The 20,447-nt window shown below is 40.5% G+C and carries 13 protein-coding genes, 1 tRNA gene and 1 pseudogene; 9 read left to right on the top strand and 6 right to left on the bottom strand.

Annotation, left to right across the window (positions count from 1 at the left end; all coding sequences use genetic code 11):
* The first annotated feature begins 170 nt into the window (after positions 1-170).
* Together OLM45_RS01795 and OLM45_RS01790 are read left to right on the top strand one after the other, a co-directional pair.
* Positions 171-2,672 carry a T9SS type A sorting domain-containing protein gene (locus OLM45_RS01795; RefSeq protein WP_264511472.1) on the top strand — a complete coding sequence of 834 codons (2,502 nt, stop codon included), beginning with the start codon at positions 171-173 and terminating at the stop codon, positions 2,670-2,672.
* Positions 2,673-2,928: 256 nt separating this feature from the next.
* A pseudogene (locus tag OLM45_RS01790) lies at positions 2,929-4,164 on the top strand (TCR/Tet family MFS transporter); the annotation flags it as partial.
* Here the strand turns inward: OLM45_RS01790 and OLM45_RS01785 are convergent.
* The gene (locus tag OLM45_RS01785; RefSeq protein ID WP_264511470.1) at positions 4,150-4,587 is read right to left on the bottom strand and encodes a retropepsin-like aspartic protease; all 438 of its coding nucleotides are present in this window, start codon (positions 4,585-4,587) and stop codon (positions 4,150-4,152) included. The pseudogene OLM45_RS01790 and the gene OLM45_RS01785 sit on opposite strands and share 15 nt — an antisense overlap.
* Positions 4,588-4,676: 89 nt before the next feature.
* Between OLM45_RS01785 and OLM45_RS01780 the strand changes: the two genes are divergently transcribed.
* The 6 genes from OLM45_RS01780 to OLM45_RS01755 all read left to right on the top strand — a co-directional run bounded on the left by OLM45_RS01780 (position 4,677) and on the right by OLM45_RS01755 (position 9,448).
* Positions 4,677-5,447 carry a TatD family hydrolase gene (locus OLM45_RS01780; RefSeq protein ID WP_264511468.1) on the top strand — a complete coding sequence of 257 codons (771 nt, stop codon included), beginning with the start codon at positions 4,677-4,679 and terminating at the stop codon, positions 5,445-5,447.
* Between the two features lie 64 nt (positions 5,448-5,511).
* On the top strand, positions 5,512-6,654 hold the full coding sequence (locus tag OLM45_RS01775) for a 1-acyl-sn-glycerol-3-phosphate acyltransferase (RefSeq protein WP_264511466.1): 1,143 nt from the start codon (positions 5,512-5,514) through the stop codon (positions 6,652-6,654).
* Positions 6,638-7,666 (top strand): asparaginase, encoded by a 1,029-nt coding sequence (locus OLM45_RS01770; RefSeq protein WP_129460560.1) that lies wholly within the window; start codon positions 6,638-6,640, stop codon positions 7,664-7,666. Before OLM45_RS01775 ends, OLM45_RS01770 begins: the two co-directional genes overlap by 17 nt.
* Positions 7,667-7,713: 47 nt before the next feature.
* Positions 7,714-7,800 (top strand) — tRNA-Ser (locus OLM45_RS01765).
* 280 nt (positions 7,801-8,080) lie between these two features.
* Positions 8,081-8,620, top strand: a complete 540-nt coding sequence (locus OLM45_RS01760; protein WP_264511464.1) for a hypothetical protein — start codon at positions 8,081-8,083, stop codon at positions 8,618-8,620.
* Positions 8,621-8,728: 108 nt separating this feature from the next.
* A complete protein-coding gene (locus tag OLM45_RS01755; RefSeq protein WP_264511462.1) occupies positions 8,729-9,448 on the top strand; it encodes a porin family protein in 720 nt (239 codons plus the stop codon).
* Here the strand turns inward: OLM45_RS01755 and OLM45_RS01750 are convergent.
* The 4 genes from OLM45_RS01750 to OLM45_RS01735 are packed head-to-tail and all read right to left on the bottom strand — an operon-like array spanning position 9,443 to position 15,488.
* Positions 9,443-10,048, bottom strand: coding sequence for a hypothetical protein (locus tag OLM45_RS01750; protein WP_264511460.1), 606 nt, complete (start codon positions 10,046-10,048; stop codon positions 9,443-9,445). The genes OLM45_RS01755 and OLM45_RS01750 overlap by 6 nt on opposite strands.
* A 26-nt stretch (positions 10,049-10,074) precedes the next feature.
* On the bottom strand, positions 10,075-11,544 hold the full coding sequence (rpoN, locus tag OLM45_RS01745; protein ID WP_264511458.1) for an RNA polymerase factor sigma-54: 1,470 nt from the start codon (positions 11,542-11,544) through the stop codon (positions 10,075-10,077).
* A gap of 53 nt (positions 11,545-11,597) precedes the next feature.
* Positions 11,598-13,031 (bottom strand): asparagine--tRNA ligase, encoded by a 1,434-nt coding sequence (asnS, locus tag OLM45_RS01740; protein ID WP_264511456.1) that lies wholly within the window; start codon positions 13,029-13,031, stop codon positions 11,598-11,600.
* A gap of 36 nt (positions 13,032-13,067) precedes the next feature.
* Complete coding sequence (locus tag OLM45_RS01735) at positions 13,068-15,488, bottom strand: efflux RND transporter permease subunit (protein WP_264511454.1); 2,421 nt, start codon at positions 15,486-15,488, stop codon at positions 13,068-13,070.
* Positions 15,489-15,674: 186 nt separating this feature from the next.
* On the opposite strand from OLM45_RS01735, the gene OLM45_RS01730 reads away from it, so the two are divergent.
* Positions 15,675-17,945: a cation:proton antiporter gene (locus tag OLM45_RS01730; protein WP_264511452.1), complete on the top strand. Its 2,271-nt coding sequence runs from the start codon at positions 15,675-15,677 to the stop codon at positions 17,943-17,945.
* Here the strand turns inward: OLM45_RS01730 and OLM45_RS01725 are convergent.
* Positions 17,942-20,422 (bottom strand): DUF5686 family protein, encoded by a 2,481-nt coding sequence (locus OLM45_RS01725; RefSeq protein WP_264511450.1) that lies wholly within the window; start codon positions 20,420-20,422, stop codon positions 17,942-17,944. The genes OLM45_RS01730 and OLM45_RS01725 overlap by 4 nt on opposite strands.
* Positions 20,423-20,447: the final 25 nt, after the last annotated feature.

Here is a 20,447-nt window from a genome sequence, read left to right as displayed (position 1 = left end):
TTGACTTTGTAAACTAAGAGAAATGCGTCAAGGGATCGTGTTTCATCCTGGATTTTTTCTGTGGAATTGACACGTGATTTCACAAAGCTTTTTTAGTCTTGAATGCAAAATTCAATACTCGTTTTAAGTTGCTTACCATTATCTTTCAATTATAACTTTATTTAAACTTCATGAAAAAACTTTACTTGTTTGTATGGCTATTGTTCAGCTGCATAGCTCTCGGACAAAATTACAATTGCACGATTTACAACACTTCCAATTCCGGAATTGCCAGTAATTATGTTGGCGACATAAAAACAGACGCCAACGGATTATTGTGGATTTCCTCCTTCAGTGGTGTTTCCACTTTCAATGGCGCTACATTTACCCAATACAATACAGGGAATTCGGGGATTGCCTCCAATGCCATTCTCGAAATCGAAATTGATAATTTGGGGCGAAAATGGATGGCCACACAAAACAATGGAATCGTTTTGTTGAACGGAACCACTTGGACCAATTACACGAGTTCTAATTCCGGACTCCCAAACAATGCAATTGTGGGTATTGCTGTAGACAGCAACAATAATTTATGGGTTGTTACAACTTCCGGACTTACCCGATTCAACGGCACTACTTGGACGACATATAACGCTTTGACCGCAATAAATTCGATAGAAATTGATTATGCAAATGGTATTTGGGTCACTCAAAATGGTGTTTTATACAAGTTTAACGGTACCGATTTTAATTTCGTTGCACAAGGCACGGATAAATTATTAAAAACCTACGGCGATCTTATCTATGTGGCCGGTTTTGATAGTTTTGTGATCTACACCATTGATGGAACATTTTTTAACAATTATTATACAAACAATTCGTGTTTGGCAGGTATTCAATTGAATGCATTGGATATTGATAGTAACAATAAATCATGGATTGCATTTCAAGGAAATGGTATTCAAAATTTCACCGATTGTGTTACCTATAATACAGCCAATTCAGGCTTGCCAGACAATTATTTTAGTGCACTAAGAACGCAATCAAATGGAGTTATTTGGGCTGGAACCTTACAATTGGGCTTGGTAAAAATGACACCAAGCACCACTACATGTAATCCTCCAACCAATTTTTCATCGACTAATATCACGTCTTCAACAGCGACTTTAAATTGGACGGCAGCTACGCCTGCACCGACCACTTATTTGTATTTGTATAATACTTCTCAAACTGTTGGTGGAATAGACGGAAGTACAGTTTCTACATCAGCTAACTTAACAGGTTTATTGCCGAATACGGATTACCATTGGTGGGTTGCTTCGGTTTGTGGAAACACTCAAACGAATTGGGTGTATGGTGGATTTTTCACCACAACACCAGTAACCTGTTTTTCCCAATTGAGCTGTGCCGCATTAGGAGCAGCCGCTATCAAATCGGATGGTTCATTGTGGGCTTGGGGTTCGAGTGTCAACGGTTCTCTTGGTGATGGCACTAACACTAGCCGTAATTATCCCGTACAAATTGGCACTGAAACTACATGGCAAAGTGTATCTGAAACTGCTTTTTCTGGAATGGCAATTAAAAATGACGGCTCCCTTTGGGGCTGGGGACAAAATATTGGGAACATCAATTCTACCTCGCCAAGTGCTGTTGTATCACCCGTTCGCATTGGAACCGACAACAATTGGCAATCGGTTGCTGCGGGTACGGGCCATACGGCGGCGATAAAAACCAATGGAACACTTTGGACTTGGGGCTCGAATGGCTACGGTCAACTGGGATTGTCGACTAGTATAAATTACTTTGAACCCACCCAATTAGGTACAAGTACATGGACAACCGTTTCTGCAGGTTATGATTATACATTAGCGATTAAATCCAACGGCACACTTTGGGCTTGGGGTTATAACAATAAAGGGCAGTTGGGTAATGGAACGTTGAGTGACAGTAATACACCCGTACAAATTGGTACAGCAACCAACTGGTCTAAAGTATATGCAGGAAATGGAAGTTCGTATGCTTTAAAAACTGACGGCACACTATGGGCTTGGGGTGACAATCAATACAGCCAATTGGGTGACGGAACGGCAACCAACCGAACTACACCGGTGCAAATTGGAACCGCAAATGATTGGCAACAACTGGGTGTTGGAGGCGCACATGCTGTAGGTAAAAAAACGAACGGGACCATTTGGGCCTGGGGAATGAATAATTATACGCAATTGGGCAATGGTACAAACGTTAGCAGTAGCACGCCCATACAAATTGGTACAGCAACCAATTGGTTAACCATAGACGCGGGTGTTTCCACCACTTCTGCCATCAAAACCGATGGGACAATGTACGTTTGGGGTCGCAATAATTTGGGCCAATTGGGTGACGGAACTACATCACAGCGCAGTGTGCCCATCCCAATCAACTGTCCGACCACTAGCTTAGGCACGGATGAGGTTGTTGTTTTAACCAATGAAATAAAAGCGTATCCCAACCCGATGAATACTACGTTAACCATTGCTGGGGAAGTTGAAATTCAGTCGCTGGCAGTGTACAATGTGTTGGGTCAAGAAGTGCTTGCCAAAACAAGCAACGCACAAGCAACTACACTGGATGTTTCCCAATTGCCTTTAGGAACGTATTTAGTAAAAGTAAAAACGGCCTCAACGGTTCAAACGTTTAAAGTAATCAAACAATAATCCATTTTAAGCCATCTAAAATAATTCTCCCAAACTCAAAAGGTTTGGGATTTTTTTATGGTGGAGACGACTTGTTTAGCGCAACTTTTGGGTAACGTCAATTTATCGCAGAGAATTTCTTTTCTTTGTAGCATGCGTGAGCGATAGGAGCAAGTATCCTGCCGGACGAAAGGGAGGCAGATACTGCGGATAGCGCGACCCCACCGCAGGAACGGGAAAGGACAAAAAAACATCTTGGTGGGGACACGCCCAAAAACAAAAAAACATGCAAAAAAACAAATCAGCGGCGATCGGATTCATTTTTATCACGATGCTCATCGATATTACGGGTTGGGGAATTATTATTCCGGTGATCCCAAAACTCATTCAAGAATTGATTCACGGCGATGTGAGTGAAGCTTCTAAAATTGGGGGTTGGCTGACGTTTGCCTATGCCATTACGCAGTTTGTATGCGCACCATTGGTGGGGAATTTAAGCGATAAATTTGGACGCCGCCCCATCATTTTACTTTCCCTTTTGGCGTTTTCGATGGATTATGTGTTGTTGGCTTTTGCGCCCACGATTACGTGGTTGTTTGTTGGGCGAATCATTGCCGGACTCACGGGCGCGAGTATTACGACGGCCTCGGCCTATATTGCCGATGTGAGCACGCCTGAGAATCGCGCAAAAAACTTTGGAATGATTGGCGCCGCTTTTGGCTTGGGCTTTATTATTGGTCCGGTTTTGGGCGGATTGCTCGGTGCTTATGGAGCGCGGGTGCCATTTTATGCGGCTGCGGTGTTGTGTTTGCTCAATTTCTTATATGGATTGTTCATATTACCCGAATCGCTGGCCCCAGAAAACCGTCGGGACTTTAGCTTAAAACGGGCAAATCCGATTGGCGCCTTTTTAAATTTACGCAAGTATCCAGTGTTGATTCCGTTGGTAATTTCCATGTTTTTATTGTATGTGGCTTCGCATGCGGTGCATAGCAATTGGAGCTTTTTCACGATGTATCAATTTGGATGGAAAGAACGCATGATCGGAATTTCGTTGGGCGTTATCGGATTGTTAGTCGGATTGGTGCAAGGTGGCTTAATTCGTTGGATTAATCCCAAATTAGGCAATGAGAAAAGCATTTATTTGGGTATGTCGTTGTATACACTAGGCATGTTTTTGTTTGCGTTTGCAACCGAGAGTTGGATGCTTTTTGTCTTTTTAATTCCGTATTGTTTGGGCGGAATTGCGGGTCCGGCCATGCAGTCGGTGATTTCAGGAAAAGTTCCTGCCAATGAACAAGGCGAAATTCAAGGTACGCTCTCGAGTTTGATGAGTGCCTCAGCCATTGTGGGTCCGCCCATGATGACCTCGCTCTTTTATTTCTTCACGCATAAAGAAGCGCCGTTCCAATTTGCAGGTGCGCCTTTTATATTGGGTGGTGGGTTGATGATGGTGAGTACGGTGATTTCTTATGTTACCCTTCGCAAGAAAGGAAATTCAATGCAAGTATAAGCGAAAATTGGCATAATCAATAATCGCATTTCCCAATAATAGCACATCGGCACCAATAATGCCATCAACGGCTTTTACGTTGTATTGGGCTAAGGCGGTATTCACATGGGTGAGATCGAAAACCACAAAGGGAAAATTAGGCTGTTTCCAGCGCCCAATTTGCAAGAGATTATCCAAAGATTGTTCGGTGAACATGCCCGTGGCACCCGCTCCTGATGCTTTGGTAGCCGAATGTTGGGTTTCCAATTGGAATTTGGCCACACTGTCAAATCCGAGGCAACTATTACTCGCGCCTGTATCCAAAATGAATCGGCCTTTGACACCGTTCACTTTGGCTTGCAGCACCAAATGTTGGGTTTTACTCACTGAGAAAGCAATGCTTTTGTAGTGCGCTTGTTGCAGAAAGGCGGGCAGTTGTTCCATAATTCACTGAAAAATCAAGGGCAAGGTTAGTGAAATTTCTTGAATCTAGAAAGGTTTCCTTCGTACCTTTGCGTCCGAAATTTACGGCCATGATTTTAACCGATACCCATACCCATTTGTATTCCGAAGAATTTGGAACCGAACGCGATGCGATGATGCAGAGGGCTTTTTATGCCGGTGTTCAACGCTTGTTTGTACCGTCAATCGATTCTTCTTATACCCAAAAAATGTTAGATTTGGAGGCGCACTATCCCCACAATGTCTTTTTGATGATGGGCTTGCATCCGTGTTATGTTAAACCCGAAACATTTGAAAAAGAGTTGGCTTGGGTAGAAGAGCAATTGAATGCACATACGTATTATGCGGTGGGCGAAATCGGAATCGATTTGTACTGGGATAAAACAACCTTGGCGATTCAACAAGCGGCTTTTCGCCAACAGATTCGCTGGGCCAAAGCACGAAAATTACCCATCAATATCCATTGCCGAGATGCTTTTGATGAGGTCTTTGACGTATTGGAAAGTGAGTCTTCTGCTGAGCTATTCGGGATCTTCCATTGCTTTACAGGCGATTTTGATCAAGCACATCGAGCCATTGGGTTGGGAATGAAATTGGGAATTGGGGGAGTAGCCACGTTTAAAAACGGGAAGATTGATCAGTTTTTGAATCAAATTGACATCGAACATATTGTTTTGGAAACCGATGCACCGTATTTGGCACCTGTTCCGCATCGAGGTAAGCGAAACGAGAGCAGTTATACCGTATTGGTTGCCCAAAAATTAGCCGAAATTTACGGTTGTACTGTAGCGGAAATTGCCGAAAAAACAACTGAAAATTCCAAAAATATCTTCGGAATATAACACGGAATTCACGGAAAAGTCATTATTTTTTTGTTCTTTTGTTTTCCTAATCAAACAAAAACACATGCAAAAGTTCGATGCCATTCGTCCGTTTTACGATGCGGAAGTCAATGCGGCACTTCAGGCGGTTTCCAACCATCCGATGATGAAAGCATTAATGAATTTTGCCTATCCCCAAGTGGATGAAGAGGTTTGGAAAGCCCAATTGATGCGCACCCATTCCATTCGTGATTTTCAAATTAATTTTGCCTATCAAGCGGTACAGAAAGTGTTGGAGAAAAGTTCGGACGGCTTAACTACCTCTGGATTTGAAAAATTAGAACCCAATACATCGTACTTATTTATCTCGAATCACCGGGATATTATTTTAGATACATCAATTTTGAATGTTTGTCTTTTTGATCACGGTTTGGTGATGACCGCTTCGGCTATTGGTGATAATTTGGTTAAGAAAGATTTTCTAAAAACGCTTTCTAAGTTGAATCGAAATTTTTTGGTACAACGCGGACTGCCACCCCGTGAATTATTGGAGAGTTCGAAACTCATGTCAGAATACATCGCACAATTATTGTTGCGAGAGAATCGTTCCGTTTGGATTGCTCAACGCGAAGGGCGCACCAAAGACGGCAATGACGCTACGCACAGCGGGGTGTTGAAAATGTTGGCGATGGGTTCGGATGAGAAAAATATCATGAACTATTTCAAACGCATCAAAATAGTTCCCGTTTCCATTTCTTACGAATACGATCCTACCGATGCTTTAAAAATGCCGCAGTTGATGGCTGAGGCCAAAGAGGAGATTTATATCAAAGAGAAAAACGAAGATTTCATCACTTTGTTGAGTGGCATTATCGGTCAGAAGAAGCGTATTCATTTGCATGTGGGTAAAGTTTTGGATGAGGAAATTGACCAAATTTGTGCTGAAAACGACAATACCAATAAACAAATTCAGGCCTTGGCGCAAGCCATTGATGATTCGATTTTACAATCGTATAAACTATGGCCTACGAATTATATCGCCTACGATTTATTGCATCAAACGAATACGTATGCTGCGGAATATACAGAAGCTGAAAAGTCGTTATTTGAACGTCGTTTAGAAATGCGAATTGATGTTCATAATGAAATGGTGCGCGATAGCTTTTTGGCGATGTATGCTAATCCGGTCATTAATCAAATGAAATACCGTCATGCAAGCCAAGCCTAAGATATTGTTGATCTACACGGGCGGAACCATCGGGATGATGAAAGATTTCAAAACCGGTGCGCTGAAGGCTTTTAATTTCAGCAAATTACTTCAAAAAATTCCCGAAATAAAACAATTGGATTGTGCCATTGAAACCGTTTCATTTGCCCAACCCATTGATTCCTCCAACATGAATCCGGAGCGTTGGGTCGAACTGGCTTCTCTCATTGAAACGCACTATCACGATTACGACGGCTTTGTCGTATTGCACGGTTCAGATACGATGTCGTATTCAGCGTCTGCATTGAGTTTTATGTTGGAAAACCTTTCCAAACCTGTCGTGTTTACAGGTTCTCAATTACCTATTGGGGATTTGCGAACGGATGCCAAAGAGAATTTGATTACCGCTGTTCAAATTGCTTCTTTGCAACAAAAAGGTAAGCCTGTTATTCAGGAAGTATGTTTGTATTTTGAATATAAATTGTATCGTGGTAACCGAACGTCCAAGATTAACGCCGAACATTTCAATGCGTTTACCTCTCCCAATTACATGCCGTTGGCAGAATCAGGCGTGCATTTGATAGTGAATCATCATTTGTTAATGAGTTCCAACAAGAAGCCGTTGCAAGTGCATAAAGAGTTGGATTCCCATGTGGTCATCATAAAAATGTTTCCAGGGATAAATGAATCAGTTTTGGATTCGTTGATTTCGATACCAAATTTAAAAGGTGTAGTGTTGGAAACCTACGGTTCGGGGAATGCGCCTACCGAAGATTGGTTCATCAATGTACTGAAAAAAGCCGTAAAAAAAGGATTGCACATTGTCAATGTGACCCAATGTTCAGGTGGAAGTGTGAATATGGGCCAATACGAAACCAGTACCATGTTGAAGAAAATTGGTGTGATTTCTGGAAAAGATATTACAACAGAAGCGGCGGTAACCAAGCTGATGTATTTGCTGGGCCAACAAGTTGCACCCAAAGTATTCAAAACCATTTTTGAAACCCCCATTCGAGGGGAAATGATTTCCTAAAACATTTTGATAATTCCAGAAAATATACCACTTTTGCAGTCCAAATTAGAGAGGTGTCCGAGTGGTTGAAGGAGCAAGCCTGGAAAGTTTGTATGTGGGTAACTGCATCGAGGGTTCGAATCCCTTCCTCTCTGCAAGACAAGGGCAGGCCGGTGGCCTGCCCTTTTTGTATCCGAAAACCCCAAAAGCTATGCTTTTGAAGGGTTGTAGGATACAAAAAGGGCACAGTGCGAAGCACTGCCTTTGGTTTGTACCGGAATCCATTTTGGGGATCATGTCAGTAATCCCGTTTGGAGGATTTCGGCATTAAACCCGTTGCAATTTTCTTCGTTTTTTTACTACAAATAACAGGACACTCTTCTTTTGTTTTTCATTAATTCTTATATTTGAAGAGAACCCTAATTTTATAAGAACATGAAAAAAATTATTTTGAGTATTGCTTTGGCCTTTATTGGGCATTTATCGTGGAGTCAGACTAGTATTGGTACCTATGCCGAAATTTCAGAGCCCTCTACTGTAGGTGTGAGCTTTGAATACAAAAACGAAACAAAGAAAGACGGTCGTACAACAACCGGTTTACTCAATGTGGGTTATTCCTCAATGACCTTATCCGATGGGCCATTGAGTGTAGATGGGAAAGGATATACCTTACAATTGGGCGGTCGCACCTATTATTCTGGTACTAAAGGTTGGTATGGTGAAAATTTTATAACCTACAGTTCGGTAAAATTTGAGGAAACAATTTTAGGAACAAAAGTGGATGGAAAATACAGTTATTGGTCATTAATCAACCCAGCAGTAGGGTATCGATTTGATTTAGGGAAATACATTATGATTGATCCTTATATCGGATTCAATTGGAAATGGGAAGTTAAAGGCACCGGAATTGTCGATAACAAAGCCGTGGATAATTTAATTTACAAAGCGGGAATAAAAATCGCATTTAAATTGTAATCTCTTCACCCGCCTCGTGCGGGTTTTTTAATGCGTTCTATTCAGGATTCGGAATTGATGGGAACTCCAAAAAAAACTGTAGTTTTGTTTTTATAAATCCGCGCTATTTTGAAAAGTAATTGGTATTTGTTTGTTTGTGTGCTATTCTTTGGTTCGATGCATTCCATTTGGGCTCAGGAGGAACAAAATGATAAACCTGAAATTCAGGTCGTAGATTCCCTGTATCGTGAGGATCAATTTTATTTTACGTTTACTTACGACAGCGCCAATAAAGTGAAAGGATTGTCGCAAAATAAATTTTCTCCTGGAATTTCATTAGGTTTCCTAAGAGATTTTCCAGTAAATAAAGCCCGTACGTATGCAATCGCTATCGGAATGGGGTACAATTTATCCGTTTTCAATCATAATGTCTATCAATATGCCAATACAACGGGTGTGGGAACATCGTATCAATACGAGTTTATTTCTTCAGACACCTATTATCAAAAGAATAAATTGACATTGCATACTATCGAACTCCCCATTGAGTTTCGTTGGCGAGCTTCTACCGTAGGAAGTCATAAGTTCTGGCGAATTTACACAGGATTTAAAGTGGGATATGTGGTGTCCGACCGCTATCGTTTTCAAAATGATGTCCAAAATGTGTTGTTTAAAAACAATAGCGATTTGCAGCGGATTCAATACGGTTGTTATATTTCAACGGGTTGGAATACTTGGAATTTCTACGCCTATTATGGGTTAAATTCATTGTACAAAAATGCAACCGTTTCAGGGAAGCCTTTGGAGCCGCATTCACTAAATATAGGTTTGCAATTCTATATTTTATAGCCAAAAATACCAAAGACAAAGTTGTGGAACAACCCCGCAAAGGTAACCCACCGTCAATTCTTCTTGCGTATGGGCGCGCATGTACAATCGAGAGGAAGCAATGATTCCGGTAAGTAAAACCAAGGAAGCAATGGTGTAAATGATATTGATTTGGAAGTGAATGCTGAGTCCGATTACAAAAAAATTCAATGCACTAATGGCCACCATGTGAATACTTGCCTTAAAGTGGATGTAAATCAACAGAAACACAATCAGCGTACTTATCAATCCACCTAAAAAGAAAAAATACAATTCTGGAAAGCGATCGATAGTAATGCTTTTTTGAAGTAATACAGCGGTAAGCACCATCTGCATGATCAAGGGAATTTTTCGTTGTTTAACCTCAGACATCATGATGGAGTCTACTTTTCCAAAGGTTCGCAACAAATAAAAAAAGGATAGTGGTAAAAAAAAAGTAATAATAATTACTTGAAACAATACCAAATAATACTGTTCTTCTGTATAGAGTCGCTCGCTAAAAATAATATAACTCAAGGTGCCCAATATCGGAATGAATATAGGGTGGAAGGCATACGAAAAAAAGGGGAGTATTTTTTTCATTGTTCCGAATGAATTACCGCATTCGTTTAAATTTTCTTGCGCATTCGTGCCACGGGGATATCTAATTGTTCGCGGTATTTTGCAATCGTTCGACGGGCAATTAAATAGCCTTTTTCTTTTAAAATATCAACCAATTGATCGTCAGGAAGCGGTTTGCTTTTATCCTCTTCTTCAATGACGGTTTTCAATATTTTTTTGATTTCTAAAGTAGAAACGTCTTCGCCTTGATCGTTCTTCATAGATTCCGAAAAGAACTCTTTGATCAATTTTGTGCCGTAAGGGGTTTCCACATATTTGCTATTGGCTACTCGGGAAATGGTAGAAATATCCAACCCGACCATATCGGCAATATCTTTTAAAATCATCGGTTTGATTTTCAATTCGTCACCTTCTAAAAAGTAATCGTATTGAAAATGCATGATGGCATTCATCGTCACAAACAAGGTTTCTTGCCGCTGTTTAATGGCATCAATGAACCATTTGGCAGAATCCAATTTTTGTTTGATAAATTGAACCGCATCTTTTTGGGCATTCGATTTGTCTTTCGAATCTTTATACGTGCGCAACATGTCTTGGTAATCCCGCGAAACATGCAAGGTGGGCGCATTTCTGCCGTTCAAGGTAAGTTCCAATTCTCCTTCTACAATTCGGATGGTAAAATCGGGAACAATATTGTCAGTAACGCGGGTGCTGCTTGAAAAACTACCTCCGGGTTTCGGATTTAATTTCTCTACTTCAGCAATCGCTTTTTTTAATTGGTCCTGACTAATTCCGTATTTTGATAATAATTTGTCGTAGTGTTTACGCGTAAAACCGTCAAATTGTTCTTCGATAATTCGGGTAGCCAAATCCACCGATTCAGTAGGGGTTTTATGCTTTAACTGTAACAATAAGCATTCTTGTAAATCACGCGCGCCAACACCGGAAGGTTCTAATTCATGAATGATGTTTTTTAAAATGCTTTCTACCGTTTTTTCATCCGTGTAAATCCCTTGCGTAAAGGCCATATCATCGACTATGTCTTGGATGCTTCTACGGAGATAGCCATCATCATCAATGCTTCCCACGATAAACTCAGCGATGTCACGTTCGGCATCACTGATGATAAAGGTTTGCAATTGATTGAGTAAATCTTGATGAAAACTCATTGCTGCAGCCAACGGTGATTCACGATCATCATCGTCGTCACTGTAATTGTTGGCGGCTAATTTATAATCGGGAATTTCATCATCGCTCAAATATTCATCAATGTTGATGTCGTCGGCGTCGATGGATTCATTGCCATAATCATCATCAAAATCATCGCTGTTGTTGAAATCATCGCCTTCATACAATTCCTCTTGCTCGGTTGATCCTTCCAGCGCGGGATTCTCAACCAATTCTTCTTTTAAACGTTGTTCAAAAGCTTGCGTAGGCAACTGAATCAGTTTCATCAACTGAATCTGCTGCGGGGACAGTTTTTGCGAAAGTTTAAATTGTAGGTTTTGTTTTAACATGAAGATGAAGTTTCAAGTTTCAGGTTTCAGGTTTCAAGTTGTTCGAATTACGTTTAGAATTCAGCGTTTTGTGGTGTTCTTGGGAATGGGATTACGTCACGGATGTTTGTCATTCCGGTTACAAACAACACCAATCGCTCAAATCCGAGTCCGAAGCCTGAGTGTATAGCGGTTCCGAAACGTCGGGTGTCTAAATACCACCACAATTCTTCTTCAGGAATGCCCAACGCGTTCATTTTTTCAACCAATACATCCAAACGTTCTTCCCGTTGTGATCCACCTACGATTTCGCCAATACCTGGGAATAAAATATCCATAGCGCGAACCGTCTGTCCGTCTTCATTCAAACGCATGTAGAACGCTTTTATTTTTGCCGGATAATCAAACAAAATTACCGGTGATTTGAAGTGTTTTTCAACCAAATAACGTTCGTGCTCACTTTGTAAATCAGCACCCCATTCATCAATAATATATTGGAACTTTTTATTTTTATTCGGTTTCGAATTTTTCAAAATGTCAATCGCCTCCGTATAGGAAACGCGTTTGAAGTTGTTTTCCAAAACGAAGTTCAACTTCTCCAACAAACTCATCTCACTGCGTTCCGCTTGCGGTTTGTTTTTCTCTTCATCAATCAAACGTTGCTCCAAGAATTTCAAGTCATCTGCGCAGTTTTCCATCGTATATTTGATCACATAGCGAATGAAATCTTCGGCCAAATCCATGTTGTCGTTCAAATCGTTGAAGGCCACTTCGGGTTCGATCATCCAGAATTCCGCCAAGTGACGTGAGGTATTCGAATTCTCCGCACGGAATGTTGGACCAAAAGTATACACCTGACCCAAAGCCATCGCATAGGTTTCCGCTTCTAATTGACCCGAAACCGTAAGGTTGGTTTCACGACCAAAGAAATCTTCTTTAAAATTCACTTTACCGTCTTCGGTTCGCGGTGTACCATCAAAAGGTAAAGCCGATACTCGGAACATTTCACCCGCACCTTCGGCATCACTTCCCGTAATAATGGGCGCATTGAAGTAGAAAAATCCTTTTTCATTGAAATATTTGTGAACGGCATACGCCAATACAGAACGCACACGCATAATCGCTCCAAATGCATTGGTTCGCACACGCAAATGGGCATTTTCACGTAAAAATTCTAAGGAATGTTTTTTCGGTTGAATGGGGTATTTCTCCGCATCCGAATCGCCTAAAATTTCCAGTTTAGTGACTTGAATTTCGTATTTCTGGCCCGAACCTTGGCTTTCTACTAACGTGCCTTGGATGTCCAATGCCGCTGAGGTAGTAATGCGTTTTAAGGTAGCTTCAGGTGTGTTTTCAAAATCAACAACACATTGAATATTGTGGATGGTCGAACCGTCGTTCAACGCGATAAATTGCTTGTTACGAAATGTTCTTACCCAACCGCGGGTTGCTACTTCCATACCGCCTTTTTCACTTTCAAGTAAGGCTTTAATCTTAGAATATTTCATGATTTTATCTTGATTTTCTGCTACTGCAAATATAATTTAATTCTCGTTTTTTTCCAGCGCATCCAATTCTTCATCGGTATGCTCCAAAATGTCAATGGTGGGTTCTATAAATTCTTGTTTATTAGCGAGTGATTTATTGAGCGAAAGTACCAAAGACGGTAATAAAACCAAATTCGATAACATTCCGAAACACAAGGTAATGGCCACTAATCCTCCTAACGCTACGGTGCCGCCAAAACTCGACAACATGAAAACTGAGAACCCGAAGAACAATACAATGGAAGTGTAAAACATACTGATTCCTGCATCGTCAAAGGTCGCAAAAACCGACTTTTTAATTTTCCAATCGTTTCGCGACAATTCCAATCGGTATTGGGCTAAAAAGCGCAAGGTGTCGTCGACCGACATTCCAAACGCAATTCCAAAAACCAAAAGGGTAGAAGGTTTTAACGGAATGCCGAGGAAGCCCATCAAGCCTGCCGTCATCAATAAGGGAAGAAGGTTTGGAATAATTGAAACCAATACCATTTTGAAGGAACGGAACATGATGGCAACTAATCCGCCGGTAATGAAAAAGGCAAACAACAAAGAAGATAATAAGTTGTCTAACAAATAATTCGTCCCTTTTTGAAATACCGAAGAACGTCCCGTGATGACCACATTGTAGCGCTCTTTTGGGAAAAGTTTGTCGGCTTTTTGACGAATTTGCTGTTCGATCCATGGCATTTTTTCACCATTTTCATCTTTGATAAAAGTGGTAATTCGCGCTATGGATTTGTCATCGCTTAGATAACTTTTGAAAATATTGGCGTTTTTGCCTTTGGCGGTATTTTTTATGTAGGAAGCAATAAACAATTCTTCTTGTGAAGAGGGTAATTGGAAGTATTCGGGGTTGTCATTGTAATAGGCTTGTTTGGCATATTTGGCTACACTCACTATCGATAAGGGTTGGGAAAGATCGGGAATGTCGGTGATGGTTTCTTCCAACTCTTCCATGCGACGAAGATTGGTGCCTTTCAGCGCTCCGTTTTTCTTTTTGGTATCGATCATGATTTCCAAAGGCATGACGCCATCAAATTCCTTTTCAAAAAAGCGAATGTCAGCGAAGAAGTCGGTTTTCTTTGGCATATCTTCAATGATACTTCCCGAAATTTTGATTTCGTAAATCCCAATAATTCCGAAAATCAATAAGATCAAGGAAACGATATACACGCCCAAACGATTGTATTTAACCGTATTGATGATCCAAACGAAAAATCCAGTTAAATATTCGCGTTCAAGGTGACCCAAGTGTCTTGGAATCGGTGCCGGAATATAACTGAAGAAAATCGGGATCAACAACAAACTCAGCACATAAACCGCTATGATGTTGATGGTTGTGAGTACTCCAAATTCTTGAAGCAATACATTGTTCGTGGCAATAAACGTAGCAAATCCAACCGCTGTGGTGATGTTGGTCATCAACGTGGCGGTCCCAGTTTTGGTAATTACCCGTTGTAACGCTTTGGCTTTGTTGGCGTGTTTGTGATATTCTTGGTGGTATTTGTTGATAAAGAAAATACAATTGGGAATCCCAATTACGATCATTAACGTGGGCACCAATGCGGTCAACACCGTAATTTCATACCCCATACCGCCCATGATTCCGAAGGACCACATTACGCCGATAATTACAACAATCATCGAAATTAATGTCGCCCGGAACGAACGGAAGAAGAAAAAGAAAATGAGTGAGGTGATTAGTAAAGCCGCCCCAATGAACAATCCAATTTCGTCGGTGATGGTTTTGGAATTGTAGGAACGAATATACGGCATTCCAGAAACCCGTAAATCCACACCATTTGCTTGTTCAAAGGCTTTGATTTTATCTGTGAAACGACCGAGAATATATTCTTTTCGCGCTTTGGTATTGACGATTTTTTTATTCAAATATACCGCAGAGCGCACCGCGGTTTTGTGTTTGTTGTATAACAAACCGCTGTAAAACGGAAGTTTGTTTAGTAGATCTTTTCGTACAGTTTGCAAATAGTTGGCATCGGCAATTTTTGTTGAATCGACAAAAGGAACCAATACAAAGGTTTGCAGCGAATCGTTTTTCTGTAAAATTTTTAAATTATCAACGGATAAAACTAAGCCCACTTCTTTGTCTTTGGCCAGGTTTTGCATTAAAGCGTTGTAAGCCTTAAAAACTTTGGGCGTGAAAAGTTTAGGATCTTTTGTACCAATGACTACCAGGTTTCCTTCTTCTCCAAAAACCTTCAAAAATTGGTTGTAATCCACATTGACTTGGTCATCGGAAGGAATTAGATTGGCTTCGGTGTTGGAAAAGCGAATATTCTTCCATTGCAGCGCTAATCCTACTGTAATGAGTACGATGCCGGCAATGAACGCGATGCGGTTGCGAAGAATGATTCGAGCAATCAATTCCCAAAAACCGATTCCGAGTAATTTTTTCATAGGCTAAAAAGGTGCGCAAAGGTAGTGAAAACCACTGAAAACAAAAGGGTAACCTTAGAATCTTTTGTCAGAAAATGGAATTGAAATAGGGAGGCACTTCAAACGTATAAATTTAGCGATTCACTAACAGAAATTGCTGAAGAAATTCCCATATTTGTAAAACAAACCGCTTCAAATTTCAAATTCATGAAAAATCTAAAAAATGCACTTTTTTATTTGGGAATCACAGGAGGCTTTACGGCTCTGATTTTTTGGATTGTTACCAAAGGAAAAGATCTTGAGCTTGGACGTCATATTGTTTCCAATGCCTCCAAAGATACCTTGTTCAATCAGTTTTTGGATTCGATGATTCATAATTTGAAGCATCCTTTGGCGATTTTACTCCTTCAAATCATCACGATTATTATCGTAGCTCGCTTTTTTGGCTGGATTTTCCGAAAGATTGGGCAACCCACCGTTATTGGTGAAATTATAGCGGGTATATTTTTAGGACCTTCTGTGGTGGGAATGTACTTACCGGAATATTCTGCATTGCTTTTTCCAGCAGAATCACTCGGAAATTTACAGTTTTTGAGTCAGATCGGTTTGATCCTTTTCATGTTTGTAATCGGAATGGAATTGGACTTAAAAGTGTTAAAAAATAAAGCCAATGACGCTGTAGTAATCAGTCATGCGAGCATCGTAATTCCATTTGCCTTGGGGATTGGTTTGTCGTATTTCATTTATCATAAGTTCGCTCCCGAGGGTGTCGAATTTTTAGCCTTCAGCTTGTTCATGGGGATTGCCATGAGTATCACTGCATTTCCCGTTTTAGCCCGTATCGTTCAAGAACGCGGTATTCATAAAACACGTTTGGGAACCATCGTAATCACTTGTGCTGCCGCCGATGATATTACCGCTTGGTGTTTATTAGCAGCCGTTATTGCGATTGTCAAAGCGGGAACATTTATGAGTTCGCTCTACGTCATCGGCTGTGCGACTTTGTACGTGTTGATGATGTTGTTTATCGTCAAACCTTTCTTGAAAAAAGTAGGGGATTTGTATGCCAACCGCAGTGATTTAAGTAAACCCGTTGTGGCCATCTTTTTGTTGACGTTAATTGTATCGGCTTACATGACAGAAATTATTGGGATTCATGCGCTGTTTGGGGCATTTATGACGGGTGCCATTATGCCGGATAACACCAAGTTTCGAAATATTTTTATAGAAAAAGTAGAGGATGTATCGCTAATCCTTTTGCTTCCTTTGTTCTTTGTGTTTACGGGTTTGCGTACCCAAATCGGGTTGATTAGCGATCCTGAACTCATGCGAATTACGGGCTACATCATTTTAGTGGCCGTGGCTGGTAAATTTGTAGGTTCGGCCTTGGCGGCCAAATTTGTAGGTCAAAATTGGCGCGACAGTCTTACCATCGGGGCGTTGATGAATACGCGCGGTTTGATGGAATTGGTTGTGCTTAATATCGGGTATGATTTGGGTGTGTTGTCTTCGGAAGTATTTACCATGATGGTGATTATGGCCTTGGTGACCACGTTTATGACCGGACCCGCCATTGACATTATTAATTTTATTTTTAAACGAAAAGAAGCCATTCTTCCCAAGGAGAGTATTGGCGACGGTAAATTCAAAATTTTAATCTCTTTTGGGAACAATGAAAAAGGGAAATCGTTATTGCGATTGGCCCATAGTTTGGTCAAAAAACAAAAAGAAAACACCAATATTACGGCTTTGCACTTGTCGTTAAGCGATGAAATTCATTCCTATAATTTGGAAGAATACGAACAAGAAACCTTTGCGCCGATTCTAGCCGAATCCCAAGAACTCAATCAAGAAATTACACCCATTTTAAAGTCAACCGTCGATATCGAAAATGACATTTCTGAGATAGCTACAGAAGGTAACTTTGATTTGGTTTTGGTCGGACTAGGAAAATCGATCTTCGAAGGGTCGTTGCTAGGGAAAGTACTCGGATTCACTACGCGCATCATCAATCCCGATCGTTTGTTGGATAAGTTTACAGGAAAAGAAGGATTGTTTGAGAATTCTCCATTTGATGATCGTACCCGTTTGATTATTTCCAAAAGTAAAAAGCCGTTGGGAATTTTGGTTGACAAAGAATTGAACCAAGTCAATGAGGTGTTTTTACCCATAGTAGTCACGGAAGATGTCTTTTTGTTGGATTACGCCCAAAAATTAATTGTAAACAGCAATGCCAAAGTGACTTTGTTAGATACCAACAATCATTTAAACACCCATTTTGTGGTAGAACAAGCAGTTAATGGTTTGCAACAAAAGTTCCCCGATAAAGTAGCAGTCATATCAGAAGGTGACATCAAAGCCGGATTTATGGCGCATCAAGATTTAATGGTTATTTCATTGGAAAGTTGGAAACAACTCGTCGATGCTCAAACCTTATGGTTGAGTACGGCACCGTCTACACTAATCATTAAACCTTAAAAACCGAGGTCTAATACATAACTAATTTTCAACGAAAGATTGTCCTCAAATTTTGGCAATCCATACGGACCGTAACGGGTGAAAAAGGTTACACCAAAGCCTTTGAAGAGTTGGTTAACTTCGACGCCGCTTTCAAAATAACCCTTTTCCATCGTTTTATAGGCAAATCCAATATGGCGGTTTTGGTTTTCCATAGTACCAAATGCCACGCGGGATACCACCGAAATTTCGGGTTTGATTTTATAGGCCAATTTGACTTTGTTGAACGTGTGACGCGCTTGCAAACTAAGGTACCGACTGGAGAAAAATTCATTGAAAAACATCGTTTCAAAGCTGTATTTCCCTGCGAAAGTAATGCGTTTTAAAAGAGCGTCTTTATTTAAGTTGTTGGGCGCAATACTGTACAAATGCGTCAGTGGTGCTTCTCCAAACACCAAACCGCTCTGAAGAATGAAAGCCGTTTCATGTCCGGATAAATATTTAATCTCGTGCGTAATACGAAAATCTACTTTGGAATAACTAAAATCGGAGCCCAATAAATGATTAAAAGATTGGGTGAGTTGTAAGGCAAATTTTGGAAAACGTTTGTCGATTTCCAATCGTCCCGTTGAGGTTTGCATGAACGAACTAAACGGATTCCATTGTATCGCAAACTGCGCTGTGGTGAGGTTGTAATCGGTTAACGCTTCAGTTCCCCGAACATACGTATAATCAAACAGCGGTTTTATAGCGCTTCGCGACAAACCAAAATACATTTCTGTCTTGGGAATGTATTTACTTTCTATAAAAGCATTGGCCGTTTTATGGTTGTAAAAAGTCGAAATATTGATAGGGCGAGGATCGTAAATTTTAAAGCGACGGCTTTGTGTTGCAAATTGAATCTGACCAATTTCGGCGACATCATCGGTGTACGAAGCCGAAACCCAAGTGGTTGTCTCTTTGTCCAAAAGCAACGAGGGTGTCAGTTGGTATTTCCATCCATTGTCTTTTAATCCATACGCAACATAAGCCCCTAAACGGTATTTTTCAGATAATTTATCATTGGTCACACCGCCAATCCCAAAACGAAATCCTTCGTAATTGTTATACTTCAACAAGGTTCGCAAATCAATGTCAAAAAAGCTTACAGGTAAATAGCCGTTGAATATTTTCTTTCCTAAAAAGATTTTGTGCTCGATTTTCTCCGCGGCCGATAAACTGTCAATGTTGATGTAAGTAGGCGCTTTTCTCCGGTCGATAGAATCCCGCTGAAAATTACGCCAATAGCCTTCGGGCTTACTCATGCTCGATTCTGGCACTTCAATGCGAATGGCGGGTTGCTTGATGATGACATTCTCGTTGATTTTGACATCATACGGTTTGGATTCCAATTTCAAATACATACGGTCCGAGGCATTCTGACCCAAACCTTCAATGCTGGAATTGAATTTGATCGTTCCTCCAAAGATTTTTAAATCTTCTGTATTGTTGCCCTTTACCACGGTAAACGTTCGCTTTTCGGGAAACCAAATCTGGTGTTTTTTTAGGTAATTAAAACTAAAGGTCGCATTGATGTTGACCACACCATATACACGATAAAATGCTTTCGCAATGGCAAAATTCTCGGCATCAATGTATAATAATCCACGAAGTTTGTTGGAGTTTAATTTTTTTGGTTGAAAATAAATGCGGTAGATTTTTCGATCCTGAATTTTAACCGTATCAATCATTTTAAAAACAAACATTCTTCGCCCTGCATTGGAAACCGGATTTTGAACCGAAACTTCCAAGATGTCCAAATGGTTTTCATACAACGAATAGGAAACCAAATTCAGGCCCAAATATTCATACAACGGTTTTTTAAACCCGGCCATGCGCGAAGCCAAAACCGTTTCCTTTGTACCGTATTTACTGTGCTGAATTAAGTTGACCTTCTCCGTTTGGTAAATGTGCTGTTTTTCGACTAGTTTTTTGAATTTATAATTGGTGGAATCCAAGACGAGTTTGGGCTTGCCAAACCAACGCGATTTATAGGTCGTGTCGATTTTTGAAGCAATCGAATCGGGATTTGCCGTTACCAATAAATGCTCGTAATTCTTGTATTCGTAGGTATTGAGTACTTTCTCGGGTTGGTTTTGGTTCCGACTTTCAATCACCTTTTTAATCACCAAGTTGGTTTGGTTGTCGGTATACATTTCTTGGTTGGCTTGTGAATTGTCCGAAACCATTTTGATGATAATGTATTTGGCGCCCACGCTCAAATAATGGCTTTTGTCGTGGTAGCCTTTGTAGCTCACATTAATGGGTTTGCTTTCATCTTTGATGTCAACGGTGAATCGGCCTTCCCAATTGGTGTACAGTATTTTATTGTTGTAATTGATTTTGGCAAAAGCAATAGGAATCGTCGTGTCATAGTCAATCACTTGACCGTGCATGATTTTTTGGGCAAAAAGAATTTGGGTGAGAAAAAATAACCCGAGTATCCAACTCTTTTTCATGTTGCTTATAGGCTTTTGTAAGAAT

Origin of the sequence: Flavobacterium sp. N1719 (genome assembly GCF_025947045.1) — a bacterium.
Lineage (GTDB): Bacteria > Bacteroidota > Bacteroidia > Flavobacteriales > Flavobacteriaceae > Flavobacterium > Flavobacterium stagni.
Note: the sequence above shows the minus strand (reverse complement) of the source record. Positions and strands in the feature narration are given on the sequence as shown.